A 25,035-nucleotide genomic window follows, 5' to 3' on the forward strand; every position below is an offset into this window, starting at 1 on the left:
GGTGGTAATAGCTTTCATTGGGATGGCCTCCTGCAAAGGTTTTTAGGCTACCTTATGCATACCCGCTTCAGTCGGGCGGGGCCATCCCATCATTTCAAAGTTAATCTGCTCTAGACGCAGTATTTCAAAATAAGCGTTGGACCAGACAAAAACAGCCCGGAAGCTTCCGGGCTGTTTTTGTCTGGCATAATGCCCGTTGCGTAAGCGCGGGCAGCGATTCCTACAGGTAGGGTGAAAAAATCCAGCAGGCGGCGTTACGCAGTCTGACGGGCAGCGACAGTTTTTTCAGGTCTGCAGCAGTAATTTCTGTGCTCTGGGTTATGGTCGCGTCGATATGTGACGCGATCTGCTTGCAAAACTGCGGATCAAACACTTCCATATTCAGTTCAAAATTGAGGCGCAAACTGCGTGTATCCAGGTTGGCCGAACCCACCTGGCTGTAATAATAGTCCACGGTGAGCAGCTTGGTGTGGGCAAAGGGCGGCGGCTGATACCATACGCGCACGCCAGCTTCGATCAGCGTGGGCAGCAGGCGAAATTGCGCCCAGTGCACATAAAACAGGTTGTTTTTGGCGGGCAGGACCACGTTTACGTCCACGCCACGCTGCGCGGCGCTGCGCAGGGCCGACACAAGGCCGTGCGAGGGCAGAAAATAGGGCGTCATGATGCGAACAGACTGGCGGGCGGCATTGACCACCCCGCAGAAAATGTCGTTGAGCACATCCGCTTCTGAACCGGGGCCGTCCATAATGATGCGGCAGTGGCTTTCACCAGCGGGCAAGGTGCTGGCCGGAGGAAGCGGGGTGTACTTGCCCGTGCAGAAACCCCAATTGAGCAGAAAGGCCCGGCGTAGCTGGTCGACAATGGGCCCCTGGCAGTGAAAGTGCATATCCTGAACGTACTTGGTCTTTCCGGCTGCGATATTGTCGTCGGAAATATTCATGCCGCCCGTAAAGGCGGTATTGTCGCAAACAAGCATTTTGCGGTGGTTGCGCAGGTTGATGCTGAAATTGGGCGGAAAAAGGCGCGGCGGCAAAAACATTGCAACATGAACGCCGTGTTCTGCCAGTTTTTTCCAGGGTTTGCGCCAGGAGTACAGCATGCCTATGCCGTCTACCAGCAAACGCACGTCAACGCCGCGCTGCGCCGCTTCGGTCAGGGCTTCACCAAACTCTGTGGCGATCTTGCCAGCATTGAAAATATAAGTGCAGAGAAAAACCTGCTTTTGGGCTTCCCGAATGGCCTTGAGCATAAGCGGGTACGCTTCGTCGCCATTGTGCAGGGGAGTGAGGCTGTTGCCGACGGACAGATGTTGCTCCGTCAGGTGGCGGCCAATTTTTTCCATACTGATGATGTAATCGGGCAGCCCTTCCGGCGGTGTTTTGGGAAAAGGCGGATGGGCATAGTCTGGTTCAAGCGGTTCCTGACGCCGCATTATGCGGCTGGCGTGGCTCTCTGCCCGGCTGATGCCAAAGGTTGCGTAAAGAAGGGGACCCACCAGCGGCAGAAGCAGGGCCGTCACAGTCCATCCCAGAGCCGCACGGGGATCGTGCTTGGTCAGCAACGCGTGGCAGACGGCAATCCATGACAAGATGTGTACGGCCAGCAAAGCCAGTGTTTCCAGCACTCCTATGATCATGCCATATCCTTTGCGAGGGGTTGGTTCTAGAGCAGATTAACTTTGAAAACACACATTTTCAATAATACACGCTCATTGCGGCGCTTAATCGCGCAAATAAATAGCAGTGCTGTCTTCATCCGTAGCTTCGCGGCGGCCGTTGCCCCAAGGGCTTATGGATGGCGACAGCGATTGTATGGAGAAAACAGGGTTGTTACACTTGCTGCCTTTTGGCGTAGTTTCCTTCGTCACAACGCTTAAAGCCTGCGTCGCAACGGCTGAAGCTACGCTTATGCCTCCACGGCGGGCGTTTGCTCACGCAGTCACCTGAGCATTTCAAAATTGAAATGTTCTATTACTGCAATTCGCCGAACGCACGCCAAAAGGGGGCAGAACGGCCAGATGCCGGGCTGAAAAAAGATTTTCTGTCCCGGTTCTGGGCAATTGCAGGTTGGAAAATGTACGCCAGACTCAGGCCGCCCGCGTTATCCGGTTGACGGCCCGAGTCTGGATAAATTCATATTATCGGCCCTGGTGACGCGGGTTGAGCGCGATGCGGTTGCGTTCAACAGCTACGGACAGTTCGGGCAAGAGATCACGCAGGGCGTTCATGTCGTTGGCCTTGGCTGCACGTTCCACGCAGCGGGCCATGCGCGCCAGCACACGGAAACCGAATGCATCGGAATCGTTGGCAATGCGTCCGGCAGCTTCGCCAACGCCGTGGCAACTGCCCCCTTTGTATGCCCGTTGGGCGTCTTCCATTGCCACGTCCAGACGGTGTACCAGCTGTATGAGGGTTTTATCCTCCTGAACTGGCGGCGTCGCCATAGCTGGTGCTGTTGCCTGCGGCACGGGCTGGGCCTGCGCTTCTTCCTGCCGTCTCGTTGAGGGCTGTTCCGCAGGCGCATGGTTTTCTGCGCCTTGCCCTGCGGGCGGCGGCGTTGCACCTGCGATAAAGTCCACAAACGAGGGTTCGCTGTCGGTTCCTTGCCTTGTGGAGGCAATGCGCGGGGCACCGGACGGCTTTTCAAGGCCTGCCGGGGCAGGAGCAGAGGACGGAGCAACAGGTTCGGGTGCTGATTCGGAAGCAGCCACGTTGCCCAGAAGCTTCAGTATGAGCCTGCCTGTGGCCGTGCGAGGCAACTCCCGGGGCTTCTGGGCCGTTGCCACGGGTTCCTGAGCGGGCACAGCCGTTGGAGTGGCCGCTCCCTTGCCTTCTGTTTCAGAAAGATTGGGACCGGGCCAGGGGATGGCGCGCAAGGGCTTGGCAGGCGCATCTGACGTCGCAGCGTCTGTGCCGGGCAGGCTGGCATTCTGCGCCTTTGGCGTTGCCAGCGACCTTGCCTGAGCGGGGCGCTCAGCGCTTTCAGCGGAGGCGCTTTTGGTCATGGGCATGGGTTCGCCCACCCATTCGCCGGAACCAGACATGCTGGGGCTCACATAGGAGCGGGATTCCGGCGCGTTTTTTGCGGTTTGGGAAGCTGAGGCTGTTGCAGGTGCGCTGACACTTGCGGTACGCGCGCCTGTGGAAGACGGCGTGCCGATGGGCATGGGTTCACCCACCCACTCATCGCCTCTCAGACTGTCGTGCAGCGCTGCGTCAGGTTGGGGCAAATTGCGGTCCGGGTATTCCTCAGGGCTTGCTGCCTGGGCTGTCTCTGCCGTGCCCGCAGCGCGAACTTCCGGCTGGGCCTGAGGCTGTTCTGCCTTTACGTCCTCACCTGCGTGCGGGGTGTTCGGCTGCGGGGCGCTGGGCGCAAAAGACGCAGCAGGCGCGTTGACTGGCCGCAGTACGGCTTCACCAATTTTACCCTGAATCGTAATGACGGGCTGGCCCGCATGCGCGGTGGAGTTGCTTATGGCAGCGGCCAGACTTGCCGCCGGAGAACCTGTTTCGTCCGCACGGGATTCCGGCGCGGCGTCCACACCAGAAATGGCGTCTGTAAAAGCGGTATGTTCAGCAGCTCCGTCATTGGCCGGTTGAGCGTTGGTGGGGTCTGCTTCTGCTGTTGAAAGCTCTTCAGGCTGCGCTTCTGCGGGCATTTCTGCCGCATCAGAACTTTCGGTCAGGTATTCGCCCTCAACGGCCACAACATCTTCTGTGGCGGCTTCTTCGCCAATGTTTGCACCGAGTGGTTGGGCGGGTTCCTGCTGGCTTTGCTCTGGCCGGATCACTTCAGGTTGGGCTGGCTCAGACTGGGCTGGCCCTGTTTGCACAGGCACGGGCTGACCCAGAGAATCCTGATCTCCCACAGGGGTGGATGCATCAGGCTGGCCATCAGAAAAATGAATATCAGAAGGCTGCCGCGTTGCATCCTCTTGCGGTATGGTCTGTTCTGGCCCGGAAAGGGTGTTTTCAGGCGCAGTGGCATCAGCAGGGGGTTCAGGTGTCGAAATGCTTTCAGTGTCCCACTGAGGGCCTTCCAGCCCCGCAGCGGCAATGAAGTCGGCCGCGTCTACAGATGCATCAGACGCTTCGTGCGCCGTGGCGTTTTGTTCGGAACCGTCGGGTGCAGAAGCGTCGTGCGCAGTGTCAGTATCCTTGGCACTGTCAGGCGTCACAAAGGATTCAGCTCCGGGCAGAACGCTGTTGAATTCGCCCTGTCTGTGCTCCTGTTGGGGCTGTTCCGTCTGTTTGGGTGTGCCCTCGGCGGCCAACTCTTCCACAGGCTCTGCATGGGCTTGCGGCGTCGCGTCCGTCGTGTCGTCTTCAATCAGGTTCTGACCGTCGCCATCTTCAAGGCCAGCGGAAGCGGCGGCCTCACTGGAAGCGTCAGAGTCAATGGAATTATCCGTGGAACCCGTGGGATCTGGGGAACCTGAGGAATCCGTGGAGCCGAGGGTATCCGTCGCGTCGGCACCATCAAGCATATCTGCGGCATCGCTTGCGTCAGCGTCAGCGGTGGTGGCTTCTGAAGCGGCAAGAGATTCAAAGCTCAGGTCAGCGGAGAGTTCTTCATTGTTTTCGGCAACGTCACCCACGGCGCTGTTTTCGGGCATACCCGGCAAAGGCAGTTGCAGGGATTCCAGATTGGAAAGATCCGGCATATCGGGGTCATTGGGATCTTCCGGCTGTTCCGGCAGGGGAGCCATGTGGGGCAAAAGCACCCCGGCATCCGCAACCATAGTCGCCTCTGTGGCGTCAAGGTGGGCGTCCGCGTCTTCATGCGGTTCCATTGCGGAATCAGGGCCAGAAGTGGCGGAATCAGAAGCCTCGGGCCACGGCAGCGTTGTTTCGCGCATCTGATCGGTCATGCCGAGAATCTGCGGCAGGGCCGTAAGGTCGGGCAGACGCATGCTGCTTGCATCGTGAGGTGTCCAGGGGGAACTTGCGCCGAAAAGGTCGGGCAGCTCTGAAAGAGAAGCCTCTGCCGTGTCGGGGGCTTTGCCTTGGGCTTCTTCAGTATGACTGTGCCCATCAACAGTTTCAGCAGTTTCAGTATCAACCTGGGCATCCCCGCTATCGGGGGCTTCCTGCACGTCTTGCGCATTGAGGGAAGGCAAGGAAAATCCTGCTTCTTCAAATACTTCGCGCAGGGTCACAGCAAAAGCGGCCCGGTCTACCGGCTCCAGCAGTGCGTGGGTATAGCCGGACTCAGCCAGGGCGTCCCAGCGGCTGTCGTCGGCAGTGATGGCCAGTGCCTTGAAAAAGGGCAGGCCCGCGTCAAGCGCCTGATTTCTGAAGCGGTCCAGCGCGTCGGTTTCAGCAGGGCCGTCCATAGGCGAATGCACCACCAGCAGAAGGGCCGGAGCTTCCTTGTTGAGCTCCAGAGCTTCGCGCATGGTGCGGGCTTCTGTGCTTTGCAGGCCTTGGGCGGCGGTCAGGTGCGCCAGATCCTGACGCTCCACGGCTCTGTCGGCCACAATGGTCACATGGGCTTCACGCGGTTCTGGCGCGGCGGCTTCATGTTCCAGCGGTTTGAGGCGCAGGGTGAAGGAAATGGTTGTGCCGTGGGGGCCGCATTCCACATTGAGATAACAGTTGTTGGTTCCGGCGAGTTCCCAGGCCCGTGTGAGGGCGAGGGTAGAGCGGCTGCGCGGGGGAATGCCAGCGCCCGTATCCGTTACCGTAAAGAGCAGGTGGCCGGGGTCGGCGCTTTCCGGTACACGCCGGACAGAAAGGTGCACGGCCCCGTGCGTGGTGGCGCGTACAGCACTTTCCAGCAGCAAGCAAAGGGTTTCGCGCAGGGTTTGGGCCTGCCCTTCGTACATGTGCCCAAGCAGGGGCGGCATATACCAGGCCAGCCCTATGCCGGCATTTTCGGCTGTGGTGCTGACGGCGTCGTGAGCCTCGCGCACCATGTGCTGCAGGTTGAAAGCGCTGCGGGGCTCGCCAATGGCACTGTGGTCCAGGCTTTTACCGGGATTGTCCACGGCATGCGCCAGATCGGTGGCAGCCTCAAGCATGTTTTCAGCGTACTGCCGCACAGCCGGAGGCAGCGAGCAGTTGTTCAGGGCCGCGCCTTCACGCATAAGACGGTCAAGAGGCGCGCGCAGGGCATTTTCCCACAGGCAGGGATCAGCGCCCGAAAACGCTGACGGGGCAGTCCGGTTCGCGGCACTTGTTTGCGCAGGCATACCTTCGGGGCTGTTGTCACCGCCCCAGGAAAGTGTGGACTGCGAAGGCGTGCCCAGCGGCGCTTCTGCGCCACGCTTCCAGGCATTGCCGCTGCTGGCGGTGGGTGATGGCGGCAAAAGGCGCAGATTGGGGTCGTCCAGCGGCTGATCCAGATTAATGGCCCCGTCTTCCATCATAAGGGCTGCATCGGCATCACCTATGCCTCTGGCCGCCATATCGGACATGCCAGGGCCGCCAAGGCCTTCCAGACCGGGCAATGATTTGCCTTTTTTCTTGCCTTTTTGTTTTTTGTCGTCAGCGCTGTTCTGGGCCATGTCGCGCGGGGCTCCGGTGCCCGCGATGATAAGCGCGCTCAGGGCCGTGCCCCACAGAGGGGCGGACGCCATAAGATTGGCGGCATAGCCGCTGTCGACACCAAGAACCCCGGCAACCACAAAGGCAGGCGGCAGCAGGCAGCCCAGCAAAAAGCGTCTTGCCCCTCCAAGGCCCATAACGGCTCCGCCGATGGCGCTTGGCACAAAAATAAGAGTGCATATGGGCCACAAGGCCAGATAGCGAATAATCCAGCTGAAGCCCGGCATGAGGGGCAGCAGCGCCAAGGCTGCGCCCGGCAGAGAAAGCAGCACAAACTGCGCGTCCAGCAGGCGGGAGCGCTGCTTGGTGCGCAAAAGGTGTCGGCCCACATGCGGCAGCAGCATAAGCGCCACACCGGGGCTTATCACGGCGGCAGCCTCAAGCATGGTGATATGCCCGGAACCGTAGCCGGGCATGCCCATAATGGCCTGCGCCAAGGCAGCGGCCACATACAGGGCTGTCCAGATGCGCCACTGGCCTTTTTCAGAAAGGCCGCGCAAAAGGCAGAGCAGCATGACCACGCCCATAGCCAGAATTGCCGCTGTTCCCGCAAGGCTGCCCCAGTTGTTGGCGGCGTCCTGCGGGGTGCGCAGCATGGGTTCAAACCACAGGCCGGGCACGCCGTCGAGGCGAATATAGCAGGTCAGCGGTTCGCTGGTGGCCTCGGGCAGCAGAAGCACGTCACGCTGGGTTGGAACAATCTCTCTCCATTCTACACTATCAGTAAGAGGATTGACGTGCGGTTCGTAAAGAACAGGGCCGTCGGGCACGCTGGCCCCCATATCAAGCAGCATGGTTCCCGCTTTTGCGCCCTGGGGCAGCGGGGCAAGCGTAAAGCGCAGCCACATGATGCCCACGGCGCGCGGCAGGGTTTTCATGTTCAGCGGCTGAAAGGCGCTGGCATTGGCCGGGGTTGCCACTTCTTCCACGTCCATAGTGCCTGTCTGGTCAATGAAATACTGAAGCCGGGGCAGCAAGGGGGCGCTTGAAGCGGACAGGGCGGGAGGCACCATGCTTTTCTGAATGCTGACGGGAGGCGGCGAAAGCAGCGCCTCTGTGGGCGCAGCCCTGAGCGCGCCCGGAAGTGCGGCCAGAAAAAACAGGCACAGCAGCGTGGCGCACAAGCGCGCAGCAGCATTGCAGCCACGCCGGGGCTGATGAGCCTCGGTGTGATTTTTGCCGGAATGGGGGCCGGTATGGATGTATGTCATGATAATTCCGCCTGTATCCTCTGGCTGTATGCGGCAAAGCCCCGGTAAAGGGCGTATTTTGAACCCAGAGGCGCGGCAGCAAGCCGCGCCTTCAGTTTTAATGCAGGTGCTCCATCAGTTCGGAAACGGGCTTGCCGTCCGGCGCGCGCGCGGCGGGATTCACCTGTAAAAGGCGTTTCCAGGCAGCCTCGGCTTCGTCCTTGCGCTTGAGGTCGTAGTACAGCACAACGCCTTCATTGAACATGGCGTTTTCAAGGTCGGGCTGTAGTGACGAAGCTTTGCGGAAGCTGGCCACGGCCTTGTCGAACTGGCCAAGTTCGCGCTGCATGATGCCAAGGTCGGTGAGCACGTGCGCGTTGCCGGGTTCAATGGACAAAGAGCGCTCGTAGGCGGATATGGCCTTTTGGGGCTGCCCGGTGTCAAAATAGAGATTGCCCAGGCTGATCCAGCGTGAAGCGTCGCGGGGATTATCCAGCACGGCTTTTTCCAGTTCACCTATGCGCGCCGACAGTTCGGGCGTAACTTGCGGCATTCCTGCTTGCGGAGCGGGGCGCGCATTTTCAGGAGCCTGCGCGGATGAAGCCGGAGCGGCCGCCTGCTGCTGCGGCATGGACTGGGGAGAGGAATCGTGCAGCATGGATGGAATCAGGCTGCCCACATACAGGCCGAGCACCAGGGCCACGGCCACGCTCATGATATATGTGCCTTTGCGCACGGTGCCAGCCGGGGCTGCCTCAGGCTGGTCGTGCCTGACGGAAGCCTTGGAAGCTGGCTGTGACACTGGCTGGGTGCCGGGAGCCACACTGCTGGACGTGGTGGAAGAAGGCTTTTGCCCTTGTTCCGAGCCGGGAGAATTTTTGCTTTTACGACGGGCCATGAAGTCCTCTTGGTGTATTTTCGCGCCGGGGTTGTAGGTTCCCGCAGCGTTGCATACGCCGATGCGGCGTTTTAAAGCGTTTCACTTTTGTAATGCCCGCAAGAATCTGGACACAAACTCTTGCCGCGAAGCACATTGCGGGCCTTGCTTGCTTTTGAGCGCCAGCTGTACGCGTGCGCTGCGTTGGAGCAGATTACATTGAGAATGTGTATTCTCAAAATTTTCGGCACGCCTGTTATGGCGTTTGCCCGTGCCAATACATAGTCGGACAGCGGCTGCTGCTGCGCGTATGCCTCTATGGCGGGCGCTATTTACACCGCCGTTTGTGTATTCTTGCATGAACGTACACAACACGGACAAAAGCGCGCGTTCGCCGATGCGCCTTCAATGCTGGCGGTATTTTCCCCGCTTGCTATGATTGTTGCGGTCTCGGGGCCGCAATATTTGCTGTAAAAGGTACAACCAGTAAAAAAAAGAGGCAAGCCCGCAGCTTGTGTAAGCGCTGCGGGCTTGCCCGTATTTATGGCCTGCATCCTGCCCCTTTGTCGGGCATGGCCGGAAAGTTGCTCATTCTGGTTCAATGCCTGGGTGTTCCGTCCGGGCCAACCCGGATGAAGCAGGCAGACGCCAACTTATTTTGCATTTCCGGCGGGAGCCTTGGCTTTTGCGGCCTTGTCAGCGCTTTTGTTTTCAGGCTTGGCGCTCTGTTCTGCTTCAGATTTGGCGTTCTGTTGCGGCTGCTGCGCCTTCTCCAGTTCCTGCACCATGGCCTTTTTAAGCTCTTCAGCGGCCTTGGGATCATTGAGGCCAGCGCTCAGGTGTTCCACACCCTTGGCCGGATTTTCAAGAAAATAGATGTACAGCACGCCAAGACTGTAACGAACGGAAGCCTCGTCCTTGATGACAAGCACTTTTTCAAGCGCTTCGGCGGCTTCCTTGTTGCGTCCCTGATTGTGCATGATGACGCCAAGCAGGTAGAGAGGCTTGGAGTTGCCAGTATCAAGCGTCACGGCACGCTGGGCAAAGGTTTCAGCCGCATCCCAGTTCTGCGCGCTTACAAGGTGTTCAACCAGATGGATCATGGCGGTGCTGTCGTTGGGATTTTCCGCCACCTGACGCATGAGCTTGCCTATCTGCTGGGCATCGTCGTCCTGCCCGCCAGCCTGAGCCGCCGGACCGGGCCGCCGCTGTTCGGTAAGCGAAGGCTTTTCAAAACGTTCCTTGAGCGAAGCGGCCAGCATGATTACAAGGCCCAGAGCCAGTACAATGATAAGCGCGCGCGAAGAAGTTGTGCGCTTGGGGCTGTCAGTCATGATTAATAATCTCCCATTGGGCAAGGCGTGCGGCAAGAGCGCGCTGGCGCGCCCCCATAAAGGCCAGGTAAGCGCCAAGGCCAATCCATACGGCGGCGTTGGCCATGATGATCCAGGTCAGGGTGTCCATATGTCCTCCGTAGCAAGCCCGCCTCGCGTCCGTTCGCACCAGTGGGGAGCACGCGAGATTTTAGGCCGTGCGGTGCGGTTACAGTCCTTCTTGCATCAGCCTGTTCTGTTGCAGCGTATCAAGGCGGGCAGCCAGATCAAGCTGGCGTTTGCGCATCCAGACCAGCCCGGCCCACAAAAAACCGAAGGATATTACGCAGGCTATTACCGTGAGGCGCATTTCCGGCTCCAGCCCGCCGCCCTTGCTGCCAAAGACAGCCGGATGGATGGAGCGCCATATGCGTGCGGATAAAAAGACCAGCGGCACGTCAAGAAAGGCCACAATGCCAACCACGGCGCACACCACGTTGCGGCGCAGCGGCGGCAGGTCAAGCCCGCGCAGTACCAGATAGCCCGCATAGATAAACCACATGATGAGGGTAGTGGTCAGGCGCGGGTCCCACGTCCACCAGACGCCCCACGAGCGCCGCGCCCACAGCATGCCCGTGACGAGCGCCAGCGCGCTCAAAAGCACGCCCACTTCGGCGGCTGCGGCACACAAACGGTCGGCACCGGGATTGCGCCGCCACAAGTAGGCCACGGAGCCCAGAAAGACGACAAAAAAACTTATGAGCGTCCACCAGGCCAGGGGCAGGTGGATGTAGAAAATTTTCTGCGGCAGGCCCAAAGTCTGCTCAACTGGAGCATAGGCATAAATGAGCCACTGGCAGGCGGCAAAGGCCAGGCCGCCCGTGAGGGCCAGCAACTGCGGCAGCGGCGAAAACTTTGGCATTATTCGTCTCCTGCGTAGATATGGCCGAACAGCAGAAGCCCGGCTCCAAGAAATACGGCGTCAAAAGCTGCGGCCACGCCAAGCCACACGCCGGGGCCATCGGCACTGGGCGCGCCAAGGGCTTGCGCCCCAACGCTTATGCCCGCCAGCAAAAGAGGGGTCAGCAGAGGAAAAAGCACAATACTCAGCAGCGATTCGCGTGCAGCCTGCCCTTGGGCCAGAGCGCCCAGCAGCGAGCCCATAGCGCACATGCCCACATCAGTAAGCGCCAGCGCAGCCAGCGCCTGCGGCAGCGGGCCGCTCAACTCCTGACCAAGAAAAACCACGCCTGCGGGAAGAAATATGACTTGCGCCAGCAGCAGCAAAACCAGTCCCGCGCAACCCTTGCCAAGCCAGACGGCCTGAATGGGCGCGGGGCAGAGCAGCAGCCCCAGGCGGGCGTTATTGGCTTCCTCAAGAGCGTAAAGCTGATTGAAAATCAGCACCTGACAGAAGGCGGAGCTGAGCCAGAACACTGCAGCTGCGCTTTGCGGCGTCATGCGTTCGCCCACGCCCTGAGACAGGCTGAAAACAAAGAGCAGCAGCAGGCCGAGCAGCAATGCCTGCACCAGACCGCTGCCGCGCGCCAGCGTCAGGGAAAGGTCCTTGCGGGCCATAGCCAGGGTCAGGCGCAGCACTGTGGGCCTCCCTGCGGGGCTTCGCCGTTTTGTCCAGAATTCTGTATACAGCCGTCATTGTTTTCAGGGCCTTGAGGGGCACCTGACGTGCTGCCTGCAACTGCGTCACTGGTTTCAGCCTCGGCGTTGCTTGCAGCCGTGACATTGGACACAACTGCCGTACCGGGCAGGTACCCTGATGGAGAGCCGTCGTAGGCCAGTTTGCGGCCTTCCAGAGCCAGCAGGCGGTCGGCCAGTGGCGCGTCGCCTGCCAGATCATGACTGATAAGTATGACGCAGGCGTCACGAGCACGGGCATCAAGCACTTCACGGCGAAGCAGAGCCAAAGAGCTGGCGTCTAGCCCTGTGCCCGGTTCGTCCAGCAACAACAGGTTGGGTGCCTGCATGAGCACGCGAGCCAGATTCAGGCGCTGCGCCATACCACGCGAGAACACTCCGGCGCGTTCATGCGCGTGGGCTTCAAGCCCCACACGCTCAAGAGCGGCCATGAGACCCTGGCTGGAATACGCAAGCCCGCAGGCAGAGCGCCAGAAGTTGAGGTTTTCCAGCGCCGTGAGGCCGGGATACAGAAACGTGGAGTGACCGAGGTAGCCCACGCGGGCGTTTTCAGCCAATCGTGATTCGCCAGCGCTGGGGCGTGAAAGCCCCGCCATAATACGCATGAGCGTGCTTTTGCCCGCGCCGTTGCCCCCAACCAGCATGGTCACGCTGGCGGGCGCAAAGGCACAGCTCACATCCTTGAAGATGACCTTGACCCCGTAGGTCTTGGCAACACGCACAAGTTCCAGCACTGGCGGCTCTCCGGCGGGCTAGGCCGCTCCGTTCCTGCGGTTGGCTCCGGCTTCATCGTCATCATCGTCTTCGGCCAGTTCTGCGGCCTCGGCGGCGCTGGCCTGCTTGCGGCGGCGCAGCCCGATCAGGGGTACGATGCTCATGATGGTGCCGCCAATCCACAACCAGTTGACCAGCGGTTCCACACTGAGCTTGACCACAACGTGCGAATCTTCGTCCAGACCAAGCAGCGACGCGTATATTTCGTTGCCAAAGCTGGGAATCACGTCAACTTCAGAGAACTGCATGCTGCCGAATTTTTCGTACAAGCGGCGTTCGGGAGCCACAATACCAAGGTCTTTGCCGTCTTTGTCGGTAATACGAACGCGTGCGGCAATATAATCGTAACCGGGACGGGTGCCTTCATTCAGTTCCAGCAGCGTTGCGGTGTAGCCAGCCAGTTTCTGGGACTGCCCCACGGTAAAGTGCAAGTCGCTTTCCTGCTTGTACGGGCCGGAAAAGGCGATGCCCAGAGCCATGAGGGCCATGCCGAGGTGCGCGCCAAGAGCACCAAGGCTGTTGGGCTGCCTGCGCACGGATTTGTCGGCCAGTTGAAAGAGTATACCTGTGAGAATGGCGATGGCAGAGGCCGCGCCAAGCAGGGCAGTGGGCTGGCGGAAGCCCATAAACCAGATGGCCGCGCCGCTGGCCACAAAGACGGCCACCACGGCAAAGAAGGCGTTTTTGTTACGCAAACCGCCGCCCCAGCCGAGCCAGGGGCAGGCCGCCATCATGAGCATGAGCAGCGCGCCCAGGGGCAGACAGACGCGGTTATAGAAGTTGGCATCAAGCCCGCGCGGGGCAGAAGCCCAAAGTTTGCTGATAACGGGCCACATTGTGGCCACAAGAATGATGGCCGCCAGAGCCAGCAGCACCCAGGCCACCAGCGTCAGGAAGCCCTCGCGGCTGTCCAGACCAGCCAGGGGGCGGCCCTGCTTGGGAGCTATAAGGGGCACCCAGAGGGAGATAACAAGGCCAGCAATGATGAACCACGTGAGGGGCGTGCCCACACCGCCGTCGCCAAAGGCGTGCACAGAGTCAATAACGCCGCTGCGCACAAGATAGGTGGCAAAAAAGGCAGAAACCGTGGTCAGGGCCATCATGGCCACGTTGACGCGGCCAAGCTTGTTACGGCGGTCTTCAATAATCAGGGTGTGCAGTGCTGCGGAACCGATGAGCCAGGGGATGAGAGAGGCGTTTTCCACCGGGTCCCATGCCCAGTAACCGCCCCAGCCAAGTTCCATATAGGCCCACCACGCGCCAAGCACGATGCCCGAGGTCAGGAACAGCCATGCGAGAATGATGACCGGGCGCGAAATGCGGTACCACGCGCCTTCAGTGGACGCCTGACCCGAAAGGGCCTGGGCCAGCGCCAGACATGCGGGAATGGTAAAGCCGCCGTAGCCCAGAAAGAGCAGGGGCGGATGAAAAATCATGCCGGGGTTCTGCAGCAGGGGGTTCAGACCGTTGCCGTCCGCCGGGGCGGGGCTTTGCAGAATAAAGGGATTGCTCCAGCTGGTAAGGATAAGGGCAAAGAAGCCCATGATGGAGTAGAAAAATGTCCAGTACCACAGGCGCGTGGAACCACTCAGGTTCTTATAGGCGCGCGTACATGCGAAAAGCGAGCCGCTGACGCCCACGGCCAGCGCCCAGAACAGCATGGAGCCGGGCTGCCCGGCCCAGAATGCGGTCAGGCGGTAAAAGACCGGAAGAATGCGGTCGGTATAGCTGGCCACATACTGCACCTGAAAATCGTACCAGAACAGGGCGTGCAGCAGAATGGCGGAAGAAAGCAGCAGTGCGCCGCTGATGACTACATGGGCTTTTTCGACAATTCGCAGGGAGTCTTCGCGTCCTTGCCACAATTGCAGCAGGGCCAGGCCGCCGCCGCCCAAAGATGTGAGCAGGGCCAACAGAAGGAGAGCAAAGGCAAAAACGTACATGGGACTCCTTTTACAAGGCCTTGAGGCCGTGGTGCGGGGCCGCGCGCCGCCTTATGCGGAAGGGCTGCCCCCATGCGCAAAATGTCCGGCAATGCGCCGGGCCAGGGGTCTGTCAGACCAAGTTCACAGCGATGCTTTCGCCATCAAGGCCATTGCATCATCTGGGGCATTTTTACTTTGAAATATGTAGCTAATGGCAAGGCATCGCTGCCATCGCCGCAGCAGTTGCCCGCCATTGCGGCGCAAGCGCAGTTTCAGTTGTCTCGCACAGGCTCTGCGTGAGACAGCGCTGCCATTTCTTTGCGCTGTTAAGCGCCAGAGAGAGCGTTGTAAATCTGTCTCGCAATCCGGCGTCAGCTTTGCCGATTTTCTTTTTCGTACTTGGACGGGCACTTGGTCATGAGCGTTTTGGCCACAAAACTGCCCTGGGCGTCCATGCCGCCTTCAACGATAACTTCCGCGCCAGCCTTGAAGGTGTCGGGCACGGTGCCGCTGTAGCGCACGGCTATGGTCTGGCTGGCATTGTCCTTGTCTTCAAGCAGAAAATTTACACCCGTCCCTGCCGAAGTTTTTTCAATGCCTTCAGGCGCAACGGTCCCGAAAAGCCGGGCAGAGGTCAATTTTTCAGGGGTAGCGGCTCTGGCTTCAGAAACGTTCAGAAAGTAAACGCTGTTTTCCGAAAAGCCCGAATAGGTCAGATAGCCGACGCCGCCAAGAAAAAGCAGCAGGGCTACTATATAGATGCCGGTGTTTTTTTTGCGGGCCATGAGTACCTCATTTCTTCGGTATGCGCGGTTTGTCACCAATCGGAAAACACGCCGTGGCAGGCGTACCCCGCAAGTGAATCATAGCCCGTGACGTGGTGGGCCCATATGCGCGTCTGTACGGGAAACAACCTAGACCATTTCCAACTCTCTGACAAGGTGAGAATAATTATTGTTAGAAGGGCCAGGCGGGCAGCGGCGCGGATTTTGTGATTCAGACACAGAGGACAGGGTACGGGAATTCCCATCTTAGAACTAGGCAAGTGATTAATTACTTAAATAAATTCCGCAGCGGCACGAAAATATATACGCGCAAAAAATGGGCGCGTCAGTCGCCTGCATGACAGTTTGAGGGGATTACGGCAGGCAAAAACTTTTTTTGCGTGGCCGGGTGTTGGCGTCATTTTTGTCACTTGGCAGGCTGTTTTTGTTCGCTTGCAGGAAATGGGCGGGCGTTTCCTGCAAAAAAAGACGGTTTGCCGTCGGTGCTGCCGGGTTTATGGCCGACGGGGCAGCCCGTGTTTAAAGGGCTGCCCTGCGTCGCTGGCCTACATGTTTTTGATAAAGGTCACATAGTCTTTAGCGTTCTGGGCGACGCGGGGCAGGTATTCCGTACCTTCTTTTTCCGCCTGTTCTGTGCCGTAAAAGGCGAAAAATGAGCGGTAGTCGGCATGGCAGTAGGAAAAGCTCAGTTCAAAGGGCCGTAGAATTTCTGTCAGGGTATAGTGGTATCTGCCAGTGGAAGAGTAGTCATTGGCGTCAACGCCAGCGCTTACGGCCAGAGCGATTTTACGGCCTTGCAGTTTTTTTCCCTGGGAACCATAGGCCCATCCGTAGGTGAGAACCTCATCAAGCCATTTTTTCATCATGGGCGGGCAATTGAACCAGTACAGGGGAAATTGCAGCACCAGTTTGCCGTGTTGCTCCACAAGGGCCTGCTCGGCAGCGGCATCAATGGCGCTGTTGGGGTAGATTGCTTCAAGATGGCGCACCGTGAACTGATCGGTATGTTTTTTCAGTTCCTGGCCCCAGGTTTTGTTGATTACCGATTTTTCAAAACTTGGGTGTGAAAGTATGACAAGGGTTTTCATGAGGCATTCTCCCCGCGCTGCTTATAAGAGCGCATGTGTTTCAATTTCGGGATGGCCGCTTCCCCGGCGGGTGCTTCCATAAAGCGCAGCCACACCATAGAGAGTTGTATGCCTGTAGGTATTTTTGTAAAGTATGCACATTTATAACATATACTAACTTTTAGGAAAGTGTGGATGGAAGAAGATACGCAGCTTTGTTGCCTCACGGGCGTCAACGTAAAGGATACGGGATTCGGCTATACGCTTTCCCTTATTGGCGGAAAGTACAAAATGACGATTCTCTACTGGCTGGCCGGGAAAAAGGTGTTGCGGCACAATGAACTGAAGCGGGCCATTGGCGGCATTTCGTTCAAGACTTTGAGCGTTATGCTCAAGGAACTTGAAGGAGACGGCCTTGTGCTGCGCCGCGAGTACCCCCAGGTGCCGCCCAAGGTGGAATACTCGCTGACGGAACGCGGGCTTTCGCTTATCCCTGTGCTGGATGCCATGTGCTACTGGGGCGAAAAAAACAGGCCGGATCAGCCCGTAAAGGCATGATCCGACCCGTGTTATTGTCGCGTTGCCGTGTAACGCTGATGGTTTTTCCAGACGATAGGGGCTACCTCTAGAGCAGATTAACTTTGAAAATACGTATTCTCAAAGTTTAATACACGCTCATTATGGCGGCCTTCATGGCGGGCGTCTGCTCACGCAGCCACCTTGGCATTTCAAAGTTGAAATGCTCTAACCGGAGAGCATTTGCCCCAAGGGTAAGAGAAAGGCCCTTTGACGCAGCCTGCTGAACCCTTAGGGAATATCCCGAAAAGAAGGGGCCGGGGGCCGCCGGGACTGATCTGCCCCGCCGTGAAAGCACATGTGCCTGATGATGCCGTCTACCAGCCCCACCTTGGGAATAACGAATCTGCCCGCGCCGGATCTGGCCGCCACGGTAAGGAATATCTCCAGAGCTGGCACAATGACGTCTGCCCTGTATTCGTTGAGGCGGTACCGGGCCATGCGCTCGGCATAGGGCAGGCTGCGCAGGTCTTCATACAGGGCCTGCAATTCGGCGCGGCTGGTGGCTTTGCCTTCTTTTTTATCCAGAAGCTTCGCGGCCTTGTTGATGTTGCCGCCCGAGGCAATGATCTGGCGTGGCCTGTAGATTTCGGCCATGCGCGCCAGATGGGCGTCAAGGCGCAGCCACTCTTCTGGCGCCACAACCTTGGCCAGCATGCGCAGGGTGCCCACCTGAAAGGACTGAGCCTCCAGCAGGGTGTTGTTTCTGACGGCGATGATCTCGGTGCTGCCGCCGCCCACATCCACGTAAAGCGCGGTTTCGTCCGAATCAACCCAGCCGGAAAAGACATTGGCCTCAAAAAGAATTTCTGCCTCTTCAACACCGGATATAATGGAAATTTCCAGCCCGGTGGCCCGCCCCACGCTGTTGATAAGTTCCGGCCCGTTGGCGGCGTCGCGCATGGCGCTGGTGGCGCAGATGCGGTAGTGGTCCACGTCATAGGCCCGCATAAGGTGCACAAAGGCCGTCATGGCCTCCATAAACATGTGCTGTCTGGCATCCGAAATGCGGCCACTGGTGAAAACATCGGCCCCAAGCCGCACAGGAATACGCAGGTAGGCGTTTTTTTTGACGGATTTATCCGGGCTCAGCCCTGTGACATCACTGATAAGACAGCGGATGGCATTGGAACCCACATCCATAGCGGCGACGGTTTGCAGTTTCATCCTATTCTCCGCACGAGGCCGAGGCCGGGGCCGTGGTTCTGGTTGCCTGGGCTGCCGTAACGGTAGCGGCGGAAGGTGCCAGGCGTTCTTTCAGGGAAGAGGCAACAGCCTGCGGTGCGGGTTTGCCGCCGCTGTGCAAATGGGCCTTGTGCCGGTAATAGTCGTGCAGCATGATCTGCGACCGGCAGGGAATGGACGCAAGCCCCGCATGGTAGCTGTTGGCACAGGTGTCGGTAAGCACGCGGGCCTTGATGTTGTCTGACCACTGGATGGCAAAAATATCCCTGAGGGTCTGGGCCAGTTGCGGGCAGTATACGGGGGCGGCCACTTCAAGCCGTCTGTCGAGATTCCTGGGCATCCAGTCTGCACTGGAAATAAAGACTTTTTCCTCGTCATTGTTGCAGAAGATGATGATCCGCGCGTGCTCCAGAAACTTGTCCACAATGCTGATGGCCCAGATGTTGTCGCTCAGGCCCGGCTGCTGGGGTTTGAGACAGCACGCGCCGCGCACGATAAGGCGTACCTCCACTCCGGCCTTGCCTGCCCTGTAAAGCAGATTAATCATGCTCTCGTCGGTCAGGCTGTTGAGCTTGACATAGATGTAGGCTGGCTTGCCCGCCCGGGCGTTCTTTATTTCCGCTTCGATAAGCCGTGAAAAAACGCTGCGCATATTGTGCGGAGCCACCACCAGCTCCTTGCTGGTCATAGGTTTGTGCGAGGCCCCAAGAAAATTGAAGATGCTGCGCGCGTCTTCGGCAAAGTTCTGGTTGGCGCTCAGCAGGCCAACATCGCTGTAAAGGCGGGCCGTGTCTTCATTAAAATTGCCCGTACCTATGTATACGTAGCCTGTTTTTTTGCGGCCTTCTGTGCGTTCTACCAGCACCAGCTTGCAGTGCACCTTGAGGTCCCTGAGCCCGTGGATGATACGCACCCCCGCCTGATGCAGGACATCTATGGTCTTGACGTTGCGCTCTTCGTCAAAGCGGGCCATCAGTTCCACAAATACCGTAACCTTTTTGCCGTTCTGGGCCGCGTTGACCAGCGCGTTGATAACGCGTGAATGGTCTGCCGTGCGGTAGAGGCTTATGGAAATGTCTGTAACCTTGGGGTCAATGGCTGCCTCGCCAAGAAAATCCACCACATGATTGAAGGTGTGGTAGGGAAAGTGCAGCAAGATATCCTTTTTCTTCACCACCTTGAGGATGCTCGAAAAGGGTTTGATGTCAGGGTGTTCCAGCGGCGGCATGACGCGGTTTTCAAGGTCGGGCCGTACGCGGGGAAAATTCATGAGGCTGCGCATCATATGATAGCGCGCGCCGGGATCAAGTTCGCCGCTCTTGAGGCTGAGTTTGGAGGCCAGCAGGTTCAGCAGATCCTGCGGCATGGCCTGATCGTAGATGAGGCGCACGGGGCGTCCACGCAGTCTGTGCTCCAGCCCTTCTTCCATCTTTTCGATGAGGCTTTTGGACACGTCGTCGTCAAGCGTCAGTTCGGCATCGCGCATGACCTTGAAGGTGTATGCCGAAATGGCAGCGTAGTTGAACATGAAAAAAATATCGTTGAGGCAAAGGCGGATGATGTCGTCCACAAAGATGATGTCGCTGCATCCGGCGGTAGAGGGCATTTCCACAAAGCGCGGGCACTCGGCGCTGACCGGAATGCGTATGATGGCATAGCGGTTTTTTGTGCCGCTGGCTGGCTGCATTTTAACGGCGTGGTAAATGTGGCTGTCTTGCAAAAAAGGCAGATTGGCGCTCTTGTTGAGCATGAGGGGAACCAGCTGCGGATTGATGACCTGGGCGAAATAGTCGCGGCAGAATTTTTCCTGCCCGGGCGTGAGCTGGGTTTCATTGCGCACGCGAATGCCCTGCTCCTGCATGGCGGCAAGGATGCTCTCATACGTTTCGCGAAAGGCGGTCTGCGCTTTGCCCACCTTGCTGTTGACGCGTTGCAGGGCTTCCTGCGGGCTGAGGCCACCCATAAGCACGATTTTTTTGGGGTCACGGCTGCGTGAAAGACGCGCCAGCGAAGCGACACGCACCTTGATGAATTCGTCCTGATTGCTGGAGAAAATTCCAAGAAAGCGCAGCCGCTGCACGAGGGGATTGGACGCATCGCGAGCTTCTTGAAGTATGCGCTCGTTAAAGCACAACCAGCTCAATTCCCTGTTATTCATCTTGGCACTGTCTTTCATGGTCAAAGCTCCAGGCTCCGCGATATGTTATGGTTGCCTGTGCATGTACTATTTCTATGTGAAGATCATGTGACAAAAGGAACAGAGCGTGATTTTGATTTTTGCGCGATGGAATATCTGTAGCGGCAGTGTGGGCCGTTAACTGCAAAAATCCACATGCGTGCTTGCAGTCTTTGCGTAAAAGATCTGTGAAATGCAGGTGATGAGACAAGCATGCGGTGCGGGGTAATGAGTAGTCACGGGTAGTAGGCGCATTAGTTTTTCAAAGTTACCATGCGCTAATCGTACGCTTATTGAGCACAAGCCAAAACAGGAAAGCCCGCGTTTGCGGGCTTTCTGTTCTGTGGCGAGATTTCTGCGGCACTGCCAGTGGCAAGACAGCTGCGGCATATATTCAATGGTGTTAGCGTAACTTGAACGCGAAGGGCAGCACGACCAGCGTGTTTACTGGTTGCCCCTTGAGCTTGCCGGGCGCAAAACGCATATTTCTTGCGGCATTGAGGGCAGCCTCTTCAAAATAGCCGTCCGGCGTGGCGCTGATAACCTCACAGTTACGGGGCTGGCCGGATGAATCCACCACAAGGCGCACCTTGACGGAACCCTGCACATTCATACGCCGGGCCTTGGTGGGGTATTCAGGCTCAACACGCCGGGTAATGCTCGGCCGCTGGTCCAGCGTATCGCTCTCATAGGCGCTGAGGCCGCCTACTGTGCGCGGCTGGGGGCCAGCGGGAGCAGACGGCGGCGGGGGCGGAGGCGGAGTGGCTGCCTGCTCCTTGGGTACGGGCTTGTCGCTTTTTTTTGGGCTGATCTTTTTTACGTCCGGCTTTGGTGCTTCCAGTTTTTGTGGCTGCACTTCTGGCTTTTTGGGTTCCGGCGGCGGGGGCGGTGCTGGCGGCTCAACCGCCGCTGGCGGGGGAGGCGTCAGAGCGGGAACCGGGGCAAACTCGGCAAGGGCCACGCGGTACACTCTTTCCGCGTTGTTTGGGGCTTCCCTGGCAATAAACACAAAGCCGCCCAGCAGCAGAAAGTGCATGCTCAGGGAAAAGAAGAGGGTCATGCCACGAGCGCCCACCTTCATTGCAGATTGTCCTTTTTGCTGCCGGAAGCCGCTGCCCCGCTGGTTTCCGCGCCGGAGGCGTCGTCGGGCAAGGATGTGGTCACAAGGCCCACGTCGCTGACGCCCGCACCGCGCACGCGATCCATAACGTGCATGACCATGCCGTACGGAACGTCTTTGTCTGCGCGCACAAAAAGCTGCCGCCCGGCGTTCTTTACGCGCGTGGTGAGCACTTCGGGCAGGTCGGCCAGCCCGGTTTCATACTCGTCGAGGTAAAGCGCCCCATTGGACTTGATGGTGAGGATGATGTGGTCATCTTCGGTAGGTAAAACCTCTGAAGTCTCCACCTTGGGCAGGGCTACATCAAGCCCTTCGGTCATCATCGGGGCCGTGACCATAAAGATAATCAGCAGCACCAGCATGACGTCCACGAAGGGGGTCACGTTGATATCGGCAACAAAATCGTCGTCTGTGGATGCGGCCATAATCAGCGCTCCTCGGCAAAGCTGATGCCCTTGCTGTATCCTGGCGCTTCGTGCTGAAGCCGATTGAGCAATTGCCCGGCGTAGTTGATGCACACGCCCTCAATATATGTCAGCTTTGCACGGAAGATGTTGTAACCGCACACTGCGGGTATGGCCACAAACAGGCCGACCGCCGTGGCAATAAGCGCCTCGGCGATGCCGGGGGCCACTGTTGCCAGCGAAACGCTTTTCATTTGGGCTATGGCTGTAAAGGAATGCATGATCCCCCACACGGTGCCGAACAGGCCGATGAAGGGAGCCGTATTGGCTGCGGTGGCCAGCAGCGCCAGCGATGATTTGAGCCGCGCCACTTCTTCGGCAATGGCAAAGTGCAGGGCACGGCGTACGTTGTCGTTGAGCAGTCTGTCGGTATCGCCCGTGCGTGTGAGGCGGTTATATTCACGTACTGCGCGGCGGGTGATACCGTACAGGGGTGACTGCCTGTCAGCCTCCATCACGGGCAGGGCCTGACTCAGATTCGCGGCATCGTCAAAGGCCACCAGCCCCTCTTGGGTTCGGCTCTGAGCAGCGCGCAACGTGAACCATTTGCCGCACATATAGGCCCAACTGGCCACAGACATAAACAACAGCAGCACCAATACACATTTTGAAATAAGTGTAGCCTGCAATACGGCCTCAATCATGGAATTCACTCTTTTCCCCCTTGCTCAAATTTTGAAATTAAAACAGCGCTGCCTGATTAAGCTCAATAACCTGCCGAATTGATTGAGTCCGAACTGTGTATGTTCTCACGTTAATTTTATACGCATCTAACATTGTTGCTTTTGACGCATAAATTGCGTGTGAGAACATAGCTTAATCTGACTATTATGAAATAGAAATTTAATTTCTATTTTAATTTGTTCTTGTCATCACGTCAAGATTATTGAGCAGTGTCATTTCTTACTTTGTTCCATAGCGTGACGACGGCATATTTTTTAAGTACTGGTGCAGCTACGCAACGTCGGCGATCAACTTTCGCTCGTACAGGCGGGCGGCATTGAGCACAACGAGAACGGAACCAGCGTTGTGTACCAGGGCTCCTGTTATGGGGTTGAGCAGTCCCATGACCGACATGCTGATGGCGACAAAATTTATTGCCATCGACAGGGTAATATTGAATTTGATGGTATTGACAGTGGCATCAGAGAGGCGCTTCAAGTAGGGGATTTTTGCGATGTCGTCGCCCATCAGCGCGATGTCGGCTGCGTCAATGGCAATATCGCTGCCCATAGAGCCCATTGCCACACCAACATCAGCGATTTTCAATGCCGGGGCGTCATTTACGCCATCGCCAATCATGCACACAACATGGCCTTGCTGCTGCAATAGTTTGATATGCTCGACCTTCTGCGCAGGAAGCAAGTCAGAATAGACAAGGTCAATTCCGGCCTGTTTCGAAAAATAACTGGCAGTTTGTTGATGGTCGCCAGTCAAAAGCACAACACCTGTTCCCATATCATGCAGTTTATTTACCATATCTTGCGCACTAGCCCGGAGAGTGTCTGAAAACGCCACTGTTCCCGCGCAGACGCCTTCAAGGGCTATCAAAATTACGGCCTTGCCCTGCATACGCAGGTCTTTCAAGACGGCAGCGGTTTTTTCATCCACATGCACACCGTTGTCCTGCAAGTAGCCGATGTTCCCGATGAGCGCGTCAGTGCCGTCAACACTGGCGCTGATGCCCTTGCCGGGTGTCATGATAAAGCCGTCTGCCTTTGACAGAGGAACACTCTTTTCTTTGGCATGAGCCACAATGGCCTTGCCAAGCGGATGCTCTGACAGCGCCTCCATCGAAGCTGCAAAGTGCAGCAGGCCGTGCGGCGTTTTTTCAGGCAAAAAGGAAATGATATCGCTGACAGCCAGTGTGCCGTGGGTAAGTGTTCCTGTTTTGTCAAAAGCTATGCGGTCAACCTTGCCCATATTTTCCAGAGCTTCACCGGATTTAATCAAAACCCCCTGTTTGGTGGCCTGACCAATGGCGGCCATGATGGACGTGGGCGTCGCCAGCGCCAGAGCGCAGGGGCAAAAAACCACAAGAACGGTAACAGCCCGTACGATATCGCTTGTGATGGCGTATGCGCCAACGGCAATAATCATCGCTATGGGAACAAGCCATGCGGCCCATTTGTCCACAATGCGCTGCATGGGCGCTTTGCTGTTTTCTGCCTCTTGCACCATGCTGACAAGTTTCTGCAAAGAAGAGTCTTCGCCGGTCTTGATGGCTTCAATATCAATTGCCCCGAACCGGTTGATTGTTCCACTGAAGACGTCGTCTCCCTCAGTTTTATCTACTGGCAGAAACTCTCCGGTCATGGCTGACTGGTCTATGGATGTGTTGCCAGCGCGGATAGTTCCGTCCACTGGCACAGTTTCACCCGGCAAAACCCGCAACAGATCACCGCAGCGGATTTGCTCAACGGCAACCATTTCTTCACGCATGGTTTCGCCGTGTATCGTAAGCCTACGGCCCTGTAGGGGCATGAGGCTGATTAATTCCTTTATGCCTTTTTTGGCCTTCTCTACGGTTCTTTCTTCCAAAATGGCGCCGATAGCCATAATGAACGCGACCTCTCCGGCGGCAAAAAGTTCACCAATATAAATGCACGCAAACATGGCTATGGAGATAAGCAGAGCGGATGTAATACGGCGTTCAAAAAAGACGCGGTACAGAGCGAGATAGACTAAAGGAAACCCGCAAATGAAAATCGTAACCCAGGCCGGGTCTAGCGGCACATAAATGTCCCCCAGCAGGATCACAAGGCTGGCGGCCAGAAAAACGCCCCCCAGTACAGTCATGCGTAGCCCGGACAGGGTATAGAAGAGAGTTTTAAGCATGCGTGCGTTTCCTTTTTTGCGGTAAAAATAGCTTTTTTATATACCATGTACCCCTATGGGGTATGTGAGGTAGGAGAAAAAATATATGTGGCAGCACCACATATATTGGTAAGTCAGACAATTCTTGAAAACTGCTCAATGGCTGATGTCAGCCGCTTCAATACTTCGGCCTCGTTTCCATTTTTGACGCCGTCCAGAACACAGTGCTGCATATGGCCCTCAAGCACGACCTGCCCTGTTTTATGCAAAGCAGACTTGACCGCGCCTATCTGGATAAGAACGTCTTCACACGGCTTGTCATTCTCGACCATCTTTATGATGCCTTTGATCTGGCCTTCAATACGCCGAAGCCGCTTGGTAACAGCGTCGACGTCCATACAGTCTCTCATGCTTCCACCCTCACTTTTACGAACGCTATACCCCTGTGGGGTATAGCGTCAATAGGTACAACAAATACCTCATTTTGCAACAGCGAGGTATCTTCCCAATTTTCAAAGGTTATTGACAGGAAATGTTGCACCCTTTATGTTCATAAAAT

At 57.4% G+C, this 25,035-nt stretch carries 19 protein-coding genes; 1 reads left to right on the forward strand and 18 read right to left on the reverse strand.

Annotation, left to right across the window (positions count from 1 at the left end; translation table 11 throughout):
• Positions 1-220: 220 nt before the first annotated feature.
• The 11 genes from HNQ38_RS13200 to HNQ38_RS13250 all read right to left on the reverse strand — a co-directional run bounded on the left by HNQ38_RS13200 (position 221) and on the right by HNQ38_RS13250 (position 16,159).
• Positions 221-1,639, reverse strand: coding sequence for a phospholipase D-like domain-containing protein (locus HNQ38_RS13200; RefSeq protein ID WP_183722041.1), 1,419 nt, complete (start codon positions 1,637-1,639; stop codon positions 221-223).
• A gap of 501 nt (positions 1,640-2,140) precedes the next feature.
• The gene (locus HNQ38_RS13205) at positions 2,141-7,762 is read right to left on the reverse strand and encodes a 7TM-DISM domain-containing protein (RefSeq protein ID WP_183722044.1); all 5,622 of its coding nucleotides are present in this window, start codon (positions 7,760-7,762) and stop codon (positions 2,141-2,143) included.
• 97 nt (positions 7,763-7,859) lie between these two features.
• Complete coding sequence (locus HNQ38_RS13210) at positions 7,860-8,639, reverse strand: tetratricopeptide repeat protein (protein ID WP_183722047.1); 780 nt, start codon at positions 8,637-8,639, stop codon at positions 7,860-7,862.
• Between the two features lie 632 nt (positions 8,640-9,271).
• Positions 9,272-9,952, reverse strand: a complete 681-nt coding sequence (locus tag HNQ38_RS13215; RefSeq protein ID WP_183722050.1) for a tetratricopeptide repeat protein — start codon at positions 9,950-9,952, stop codon at positions 9,272-9,274.
• Complete coding sequence (locus HNQ38_RS13220; RefSeq protein WP_183722052.1) at positions 9,945-10,082, reverse strand: CcmD family protein; 138 nt, start codon at positions 10,080-10,082, stop codon at positions 9,945-9,947. Before HNQ38_RS13220 ends, HNQ38_RS13215 begins: the two co-directional genes overlap by 8 nt.
• 78 nt (positions 10,083-10,160) lie before the next feature.
• The gene (locus HNQ38_RS13225; protein ID WP_183722068.1) at positions 10,161-10,853 is read right to left on the reverse strand and encodes a cytochrome c biogenesis protein; all 693 of its coding nucleotides are present in this window, start codon (positions 10,851-10,853) and stop codon (positions 10,161-10,163) included.
• Complete coding sequence (locus HNQ38_RS13230; RefSeq protein WP_183722071.1) at positions 10,853-11,530, reverse strand: heme exporter protein CcmB; 678 nt, start codon at positions 11,528-11,530, stop codon at positions 10,853-10,855. Before HNQ38_RS13230 ends, HNQ38_RS13225 begins: the two co-directional genes overlap by 1 nt.
• Entirely contained in the window at positions 11,518-12,321 is an 804-nt protein-coding gene (locus HNQ38_RS13235) for an ABC transporter ATP-binding protein (protein WP_183722074.1), read from the reverse strand. Before HNQ38_RS13235 ends, HNQ38_RS13230 begins: the two co-directional genes overlap by 13 nt.
• A gap of 18 nt (positions 12,322-12,339) precedes the next feature.
• Positions 12,340-14,304, reverse strand: a complete 1,965-nt coding sequence (locus tag HNQ38_RS13240) for a heme lyase CcmF/NrfE family subunit (protein WP_183722077.1) — start codon at positions 14,302-14,304, stop codon at positions 12,340-12,342.
• Positions 14,305-14,657: 353 nt separating this feature from the next.
• Complete coding sequence (locus HNQ38_RS13245) at positions 14,658-15,071, reverse strand: cytochrome c maturation protein CcmE (protein ID WP_183722081.1); 414 nt, start codon at positions 15,069-15,071, stop codon at positions 14,658-14,660.
• 545 nt (positions 15,072-15,616) lie between these two features.
• The gene (locus HNQ38_RS13250; protein WP_183722084.1) at positions 15,617-16,159 is read right to left on the reverse strand and encodes an NAD(P)H-dependent oxidoreductase; all 543 of its coding nucleotides are present in this window, start codon (positions 16,157-16,159) and stop codon (positions 15,617-15,619) included.
• Positions 16,160-16,333: 174 nt separating this feature from the next.
• On the opposite strand from HNQ38_RS13250, the gene HNQ38_RS13255 reads away from it, so the two are divergent.
• A complete protein-coding gene (locus HNQ38_RS13255) occupies positions 16,334-16,696 on the forward strand; it encodes a winged helix-turn-helix transcriptional regulator (RefSeq protein ID WP_183722087.1) in 363 nt (120 codons plus the stop codon).
• A 249-nt stretch (positions 16,697-16,945) separates the two neighbouring features.
• On the opposite strand, the gene HNQ38_RS13260 is transcribed toward HNQ38_RS13255, so the two are convergent.
• The 7 genes from HNQ38_RS13260 to HNQ38_RS13290 form a co-directional block, all read right to left on the reverse strand.
• Positions 16,946-17,881, reverse strand: a complete 936-nt coding sequence (locus HNQ38_RS13260) for a Ppx/GppA phosphatase family protein (protein ID WP_183722090.1) — start codon at positions 17,879-17,881, stop codon at positions 16,946-16,948.
• Position 17,882: 1 nt separating this feature from the next.
• On the reverse strand, positions 17,883-20,075 hold the full coding sequence (gene ppk1, locus HNQ38_RS13265) for a polyphosphate kinase 1 (protein ID WP_221277907.1): 2,193 nt from the start codon (positions 20,073-20,075) through the stop codon (positions 17,883-17,885).
• 403 nt (positions 20,076-20,478) lie between these two features.
• Positions 20,479-21,156, reverse strand: a complete 678-nt coding sequence (locus HNQ38_RS13270; protein ID WP_183722093.1) for an energy transducer TonB — start codon at positions 21,154-21,156, stop codon at positions 20,479-20,481.
• A complete protein-coding gene (gene tolR / locus HNQ38_RS13275) occupies positions 21,153-21,620 on the reverse strand; it encodes a protein TolR (RefSeq protein WP_183722096.1) in 468 nt (155 codons plus the stop codon). Before tolR ends, HNQ38_RS13270 begins: the two co-directional genes overlap by 4 nt.
• Before the next feature lie 2 nt (positions 21,621-21,622).
• A complete protein-coding gene (locus HNQ38_RS13280; protein ID WP_183722099.1) occupies positions 21,623-22,312 on the reverse strand; it encodes a MotA/TolQ/ExbB proton channel family protein in 690 nt (229 codons plus the stop codon).
• 301 nt (positions 22,313-22,613) lie between these two features.
• Positions 22,614-24,497 carry a heavy metal translocating P-type ATPase gene (locus HNQ38_RS13285; protein ID WP_183722101.1) on the reverse strand — a complete coding sequence of 628 codons (1,884 nt, stop codon included), beginning with the start codon at positions 24,495-24,497 and terminating at the stop codon, positions 22,614-22,616.
• A gap of 113 nt (positions 24,498-24,610) precedes the next feature.
• The gene (locus tag HNQ38_RS13290) at positions 24,611-24,874 is read right to left on the reverse strand and encodes a metal-sensing transcriptional repressor (RefSeq protein ID WP_246388162.1); all 264 of its coding nucleotides are present in this window, start codon (positions 24,872-24,874) and stop codon (positions 24,611-24,613) included.
• Between the last annotated feature and the right edge of the window lie 161 nt (positions 24,875-25,035).

It is taken from the genome of Desulfovibrio intestinalis, assembly GCF_014202345.1.
GTDB lineage: Bacteria > Desulfobacterota > Desulfovibrionia > Desulfovibrionales > Desulfovibrionaceae > Desulfovibrio > Desulfovibrio intestinalis.

Bases quoted from the DNA above. Each gene is read 5' to 3' on its own strand.
- tolR (WP_183722096.1), bottom strand. From the start codon at position 21,620: ATGGCCGCATCCACAGACGACGATTTTGTTGCCGATATCAACGTGACC.
- HNQ38_RS13225 (WP_183722068.1), bottom strand. From the start codon at position 10,853: ATGCCAAAGTTTTCGCCGCTGCCGCAGTTGCTGGCCCTCACGGGCGGC.
- HNQ38_RS13260 (WP_183722090.1), bottom strand. From the start codon at position 17,881: ATGAAACTGCAAACCGTCGCCGCTATGGATGTGGGTTCCAATGCCATC.
- HNQ38_RS13240 (WP_183722077.1), bottom strand. From the start codon at position 14,304: ATGTACGTTTTTGCCTTTGCTCTCCTTCTGTTGGCCCTGCTCACATCT.
- ppk1 (WP_221277907.1), bottom strand. From the start codon at position 20,075: ATGAAAGACAGTGCCAAGATGAATAACAGGGAATTGAGCTGGTTGTGC.
- HNQ38_RS13255 (WP_183722087.1), top strand. From the start codon at position 16,334: ATGGAAGAAGATACGCAGCTTTGTTGCCTCACGGGCGTCAACGTAAAG.
- HNQ38_RS13245 (WP_183722081.1), bottom strand. From the start codon at position 15,071: ATGGCCCGCAAAAAAAACACCGGCATCTATATAGTAGCCCTGCTGCTT.
- HNQ38_RS13250 (WP_183722084.1), bottom strand. From the start codon at position 16,159: ATGAAAACCCTTGTCATACTTTCACACCCAAGTTTTGAAAAATCGGTA.
- HNQ38_RS13205 (WP_183722044.1), bottom strand. From the start codon at position 7,762: ATGACATACATCCATACCGGCCCCCATTCCGGCAAAAATCACACCGAG.
- HNQ38_RS13220 (WP_183722052.1), bottom strand. From the start codon at position 10,082: ATGGACACCCTGACCTGGATCATCATGGCCAACGCCGCCGTATGGATT.
- HNQ38_RS13215 (WP_183722050.1), bottom strand. From the start codon at position 9,952: ATGACTGACAGCCCCAAGCGCACAACTTCTTCGCGCGCGCTTATCATT.
- HNQ38_RS13290 (WP_246388162.1), bottom strand. From the start codon at position 24,874: ATGGACGTCGACGCTGTTACCAAGCGGCTTCGGCGTATTGAAGGCCAG.
- HNQ38_RS13200 (WP_183722041.1), bottom strand. From the start codon at position 1,639: ATGATCATAGGAGTGCTGGAAACACTGGCTTTGCTGGCCGTACACATC.
- HNQ38_RS13210 (WP_183722047.1), bottom strand. From the start codon at position 8,639: ATGGCCCGTCGTAAAAGCAAAAATTCTCCCGGCTCGGAACAAGGGCAA.
- HNQ38_RS13285 (WP_183722101.1), bottom strand. From the start codon at position 24,497: ATGCTTAAAACTCTCTTCTATACCCTGTCCGGGCTACGCATGACTGTA.
- HNQ38_RS13270 (WP_183722093.1), bottom strand. From the start codon at position 21,156: ATGAAGGTGGGCGCTCGTGGCATGACCCTCTTCTTTTCCCTGAGCATG.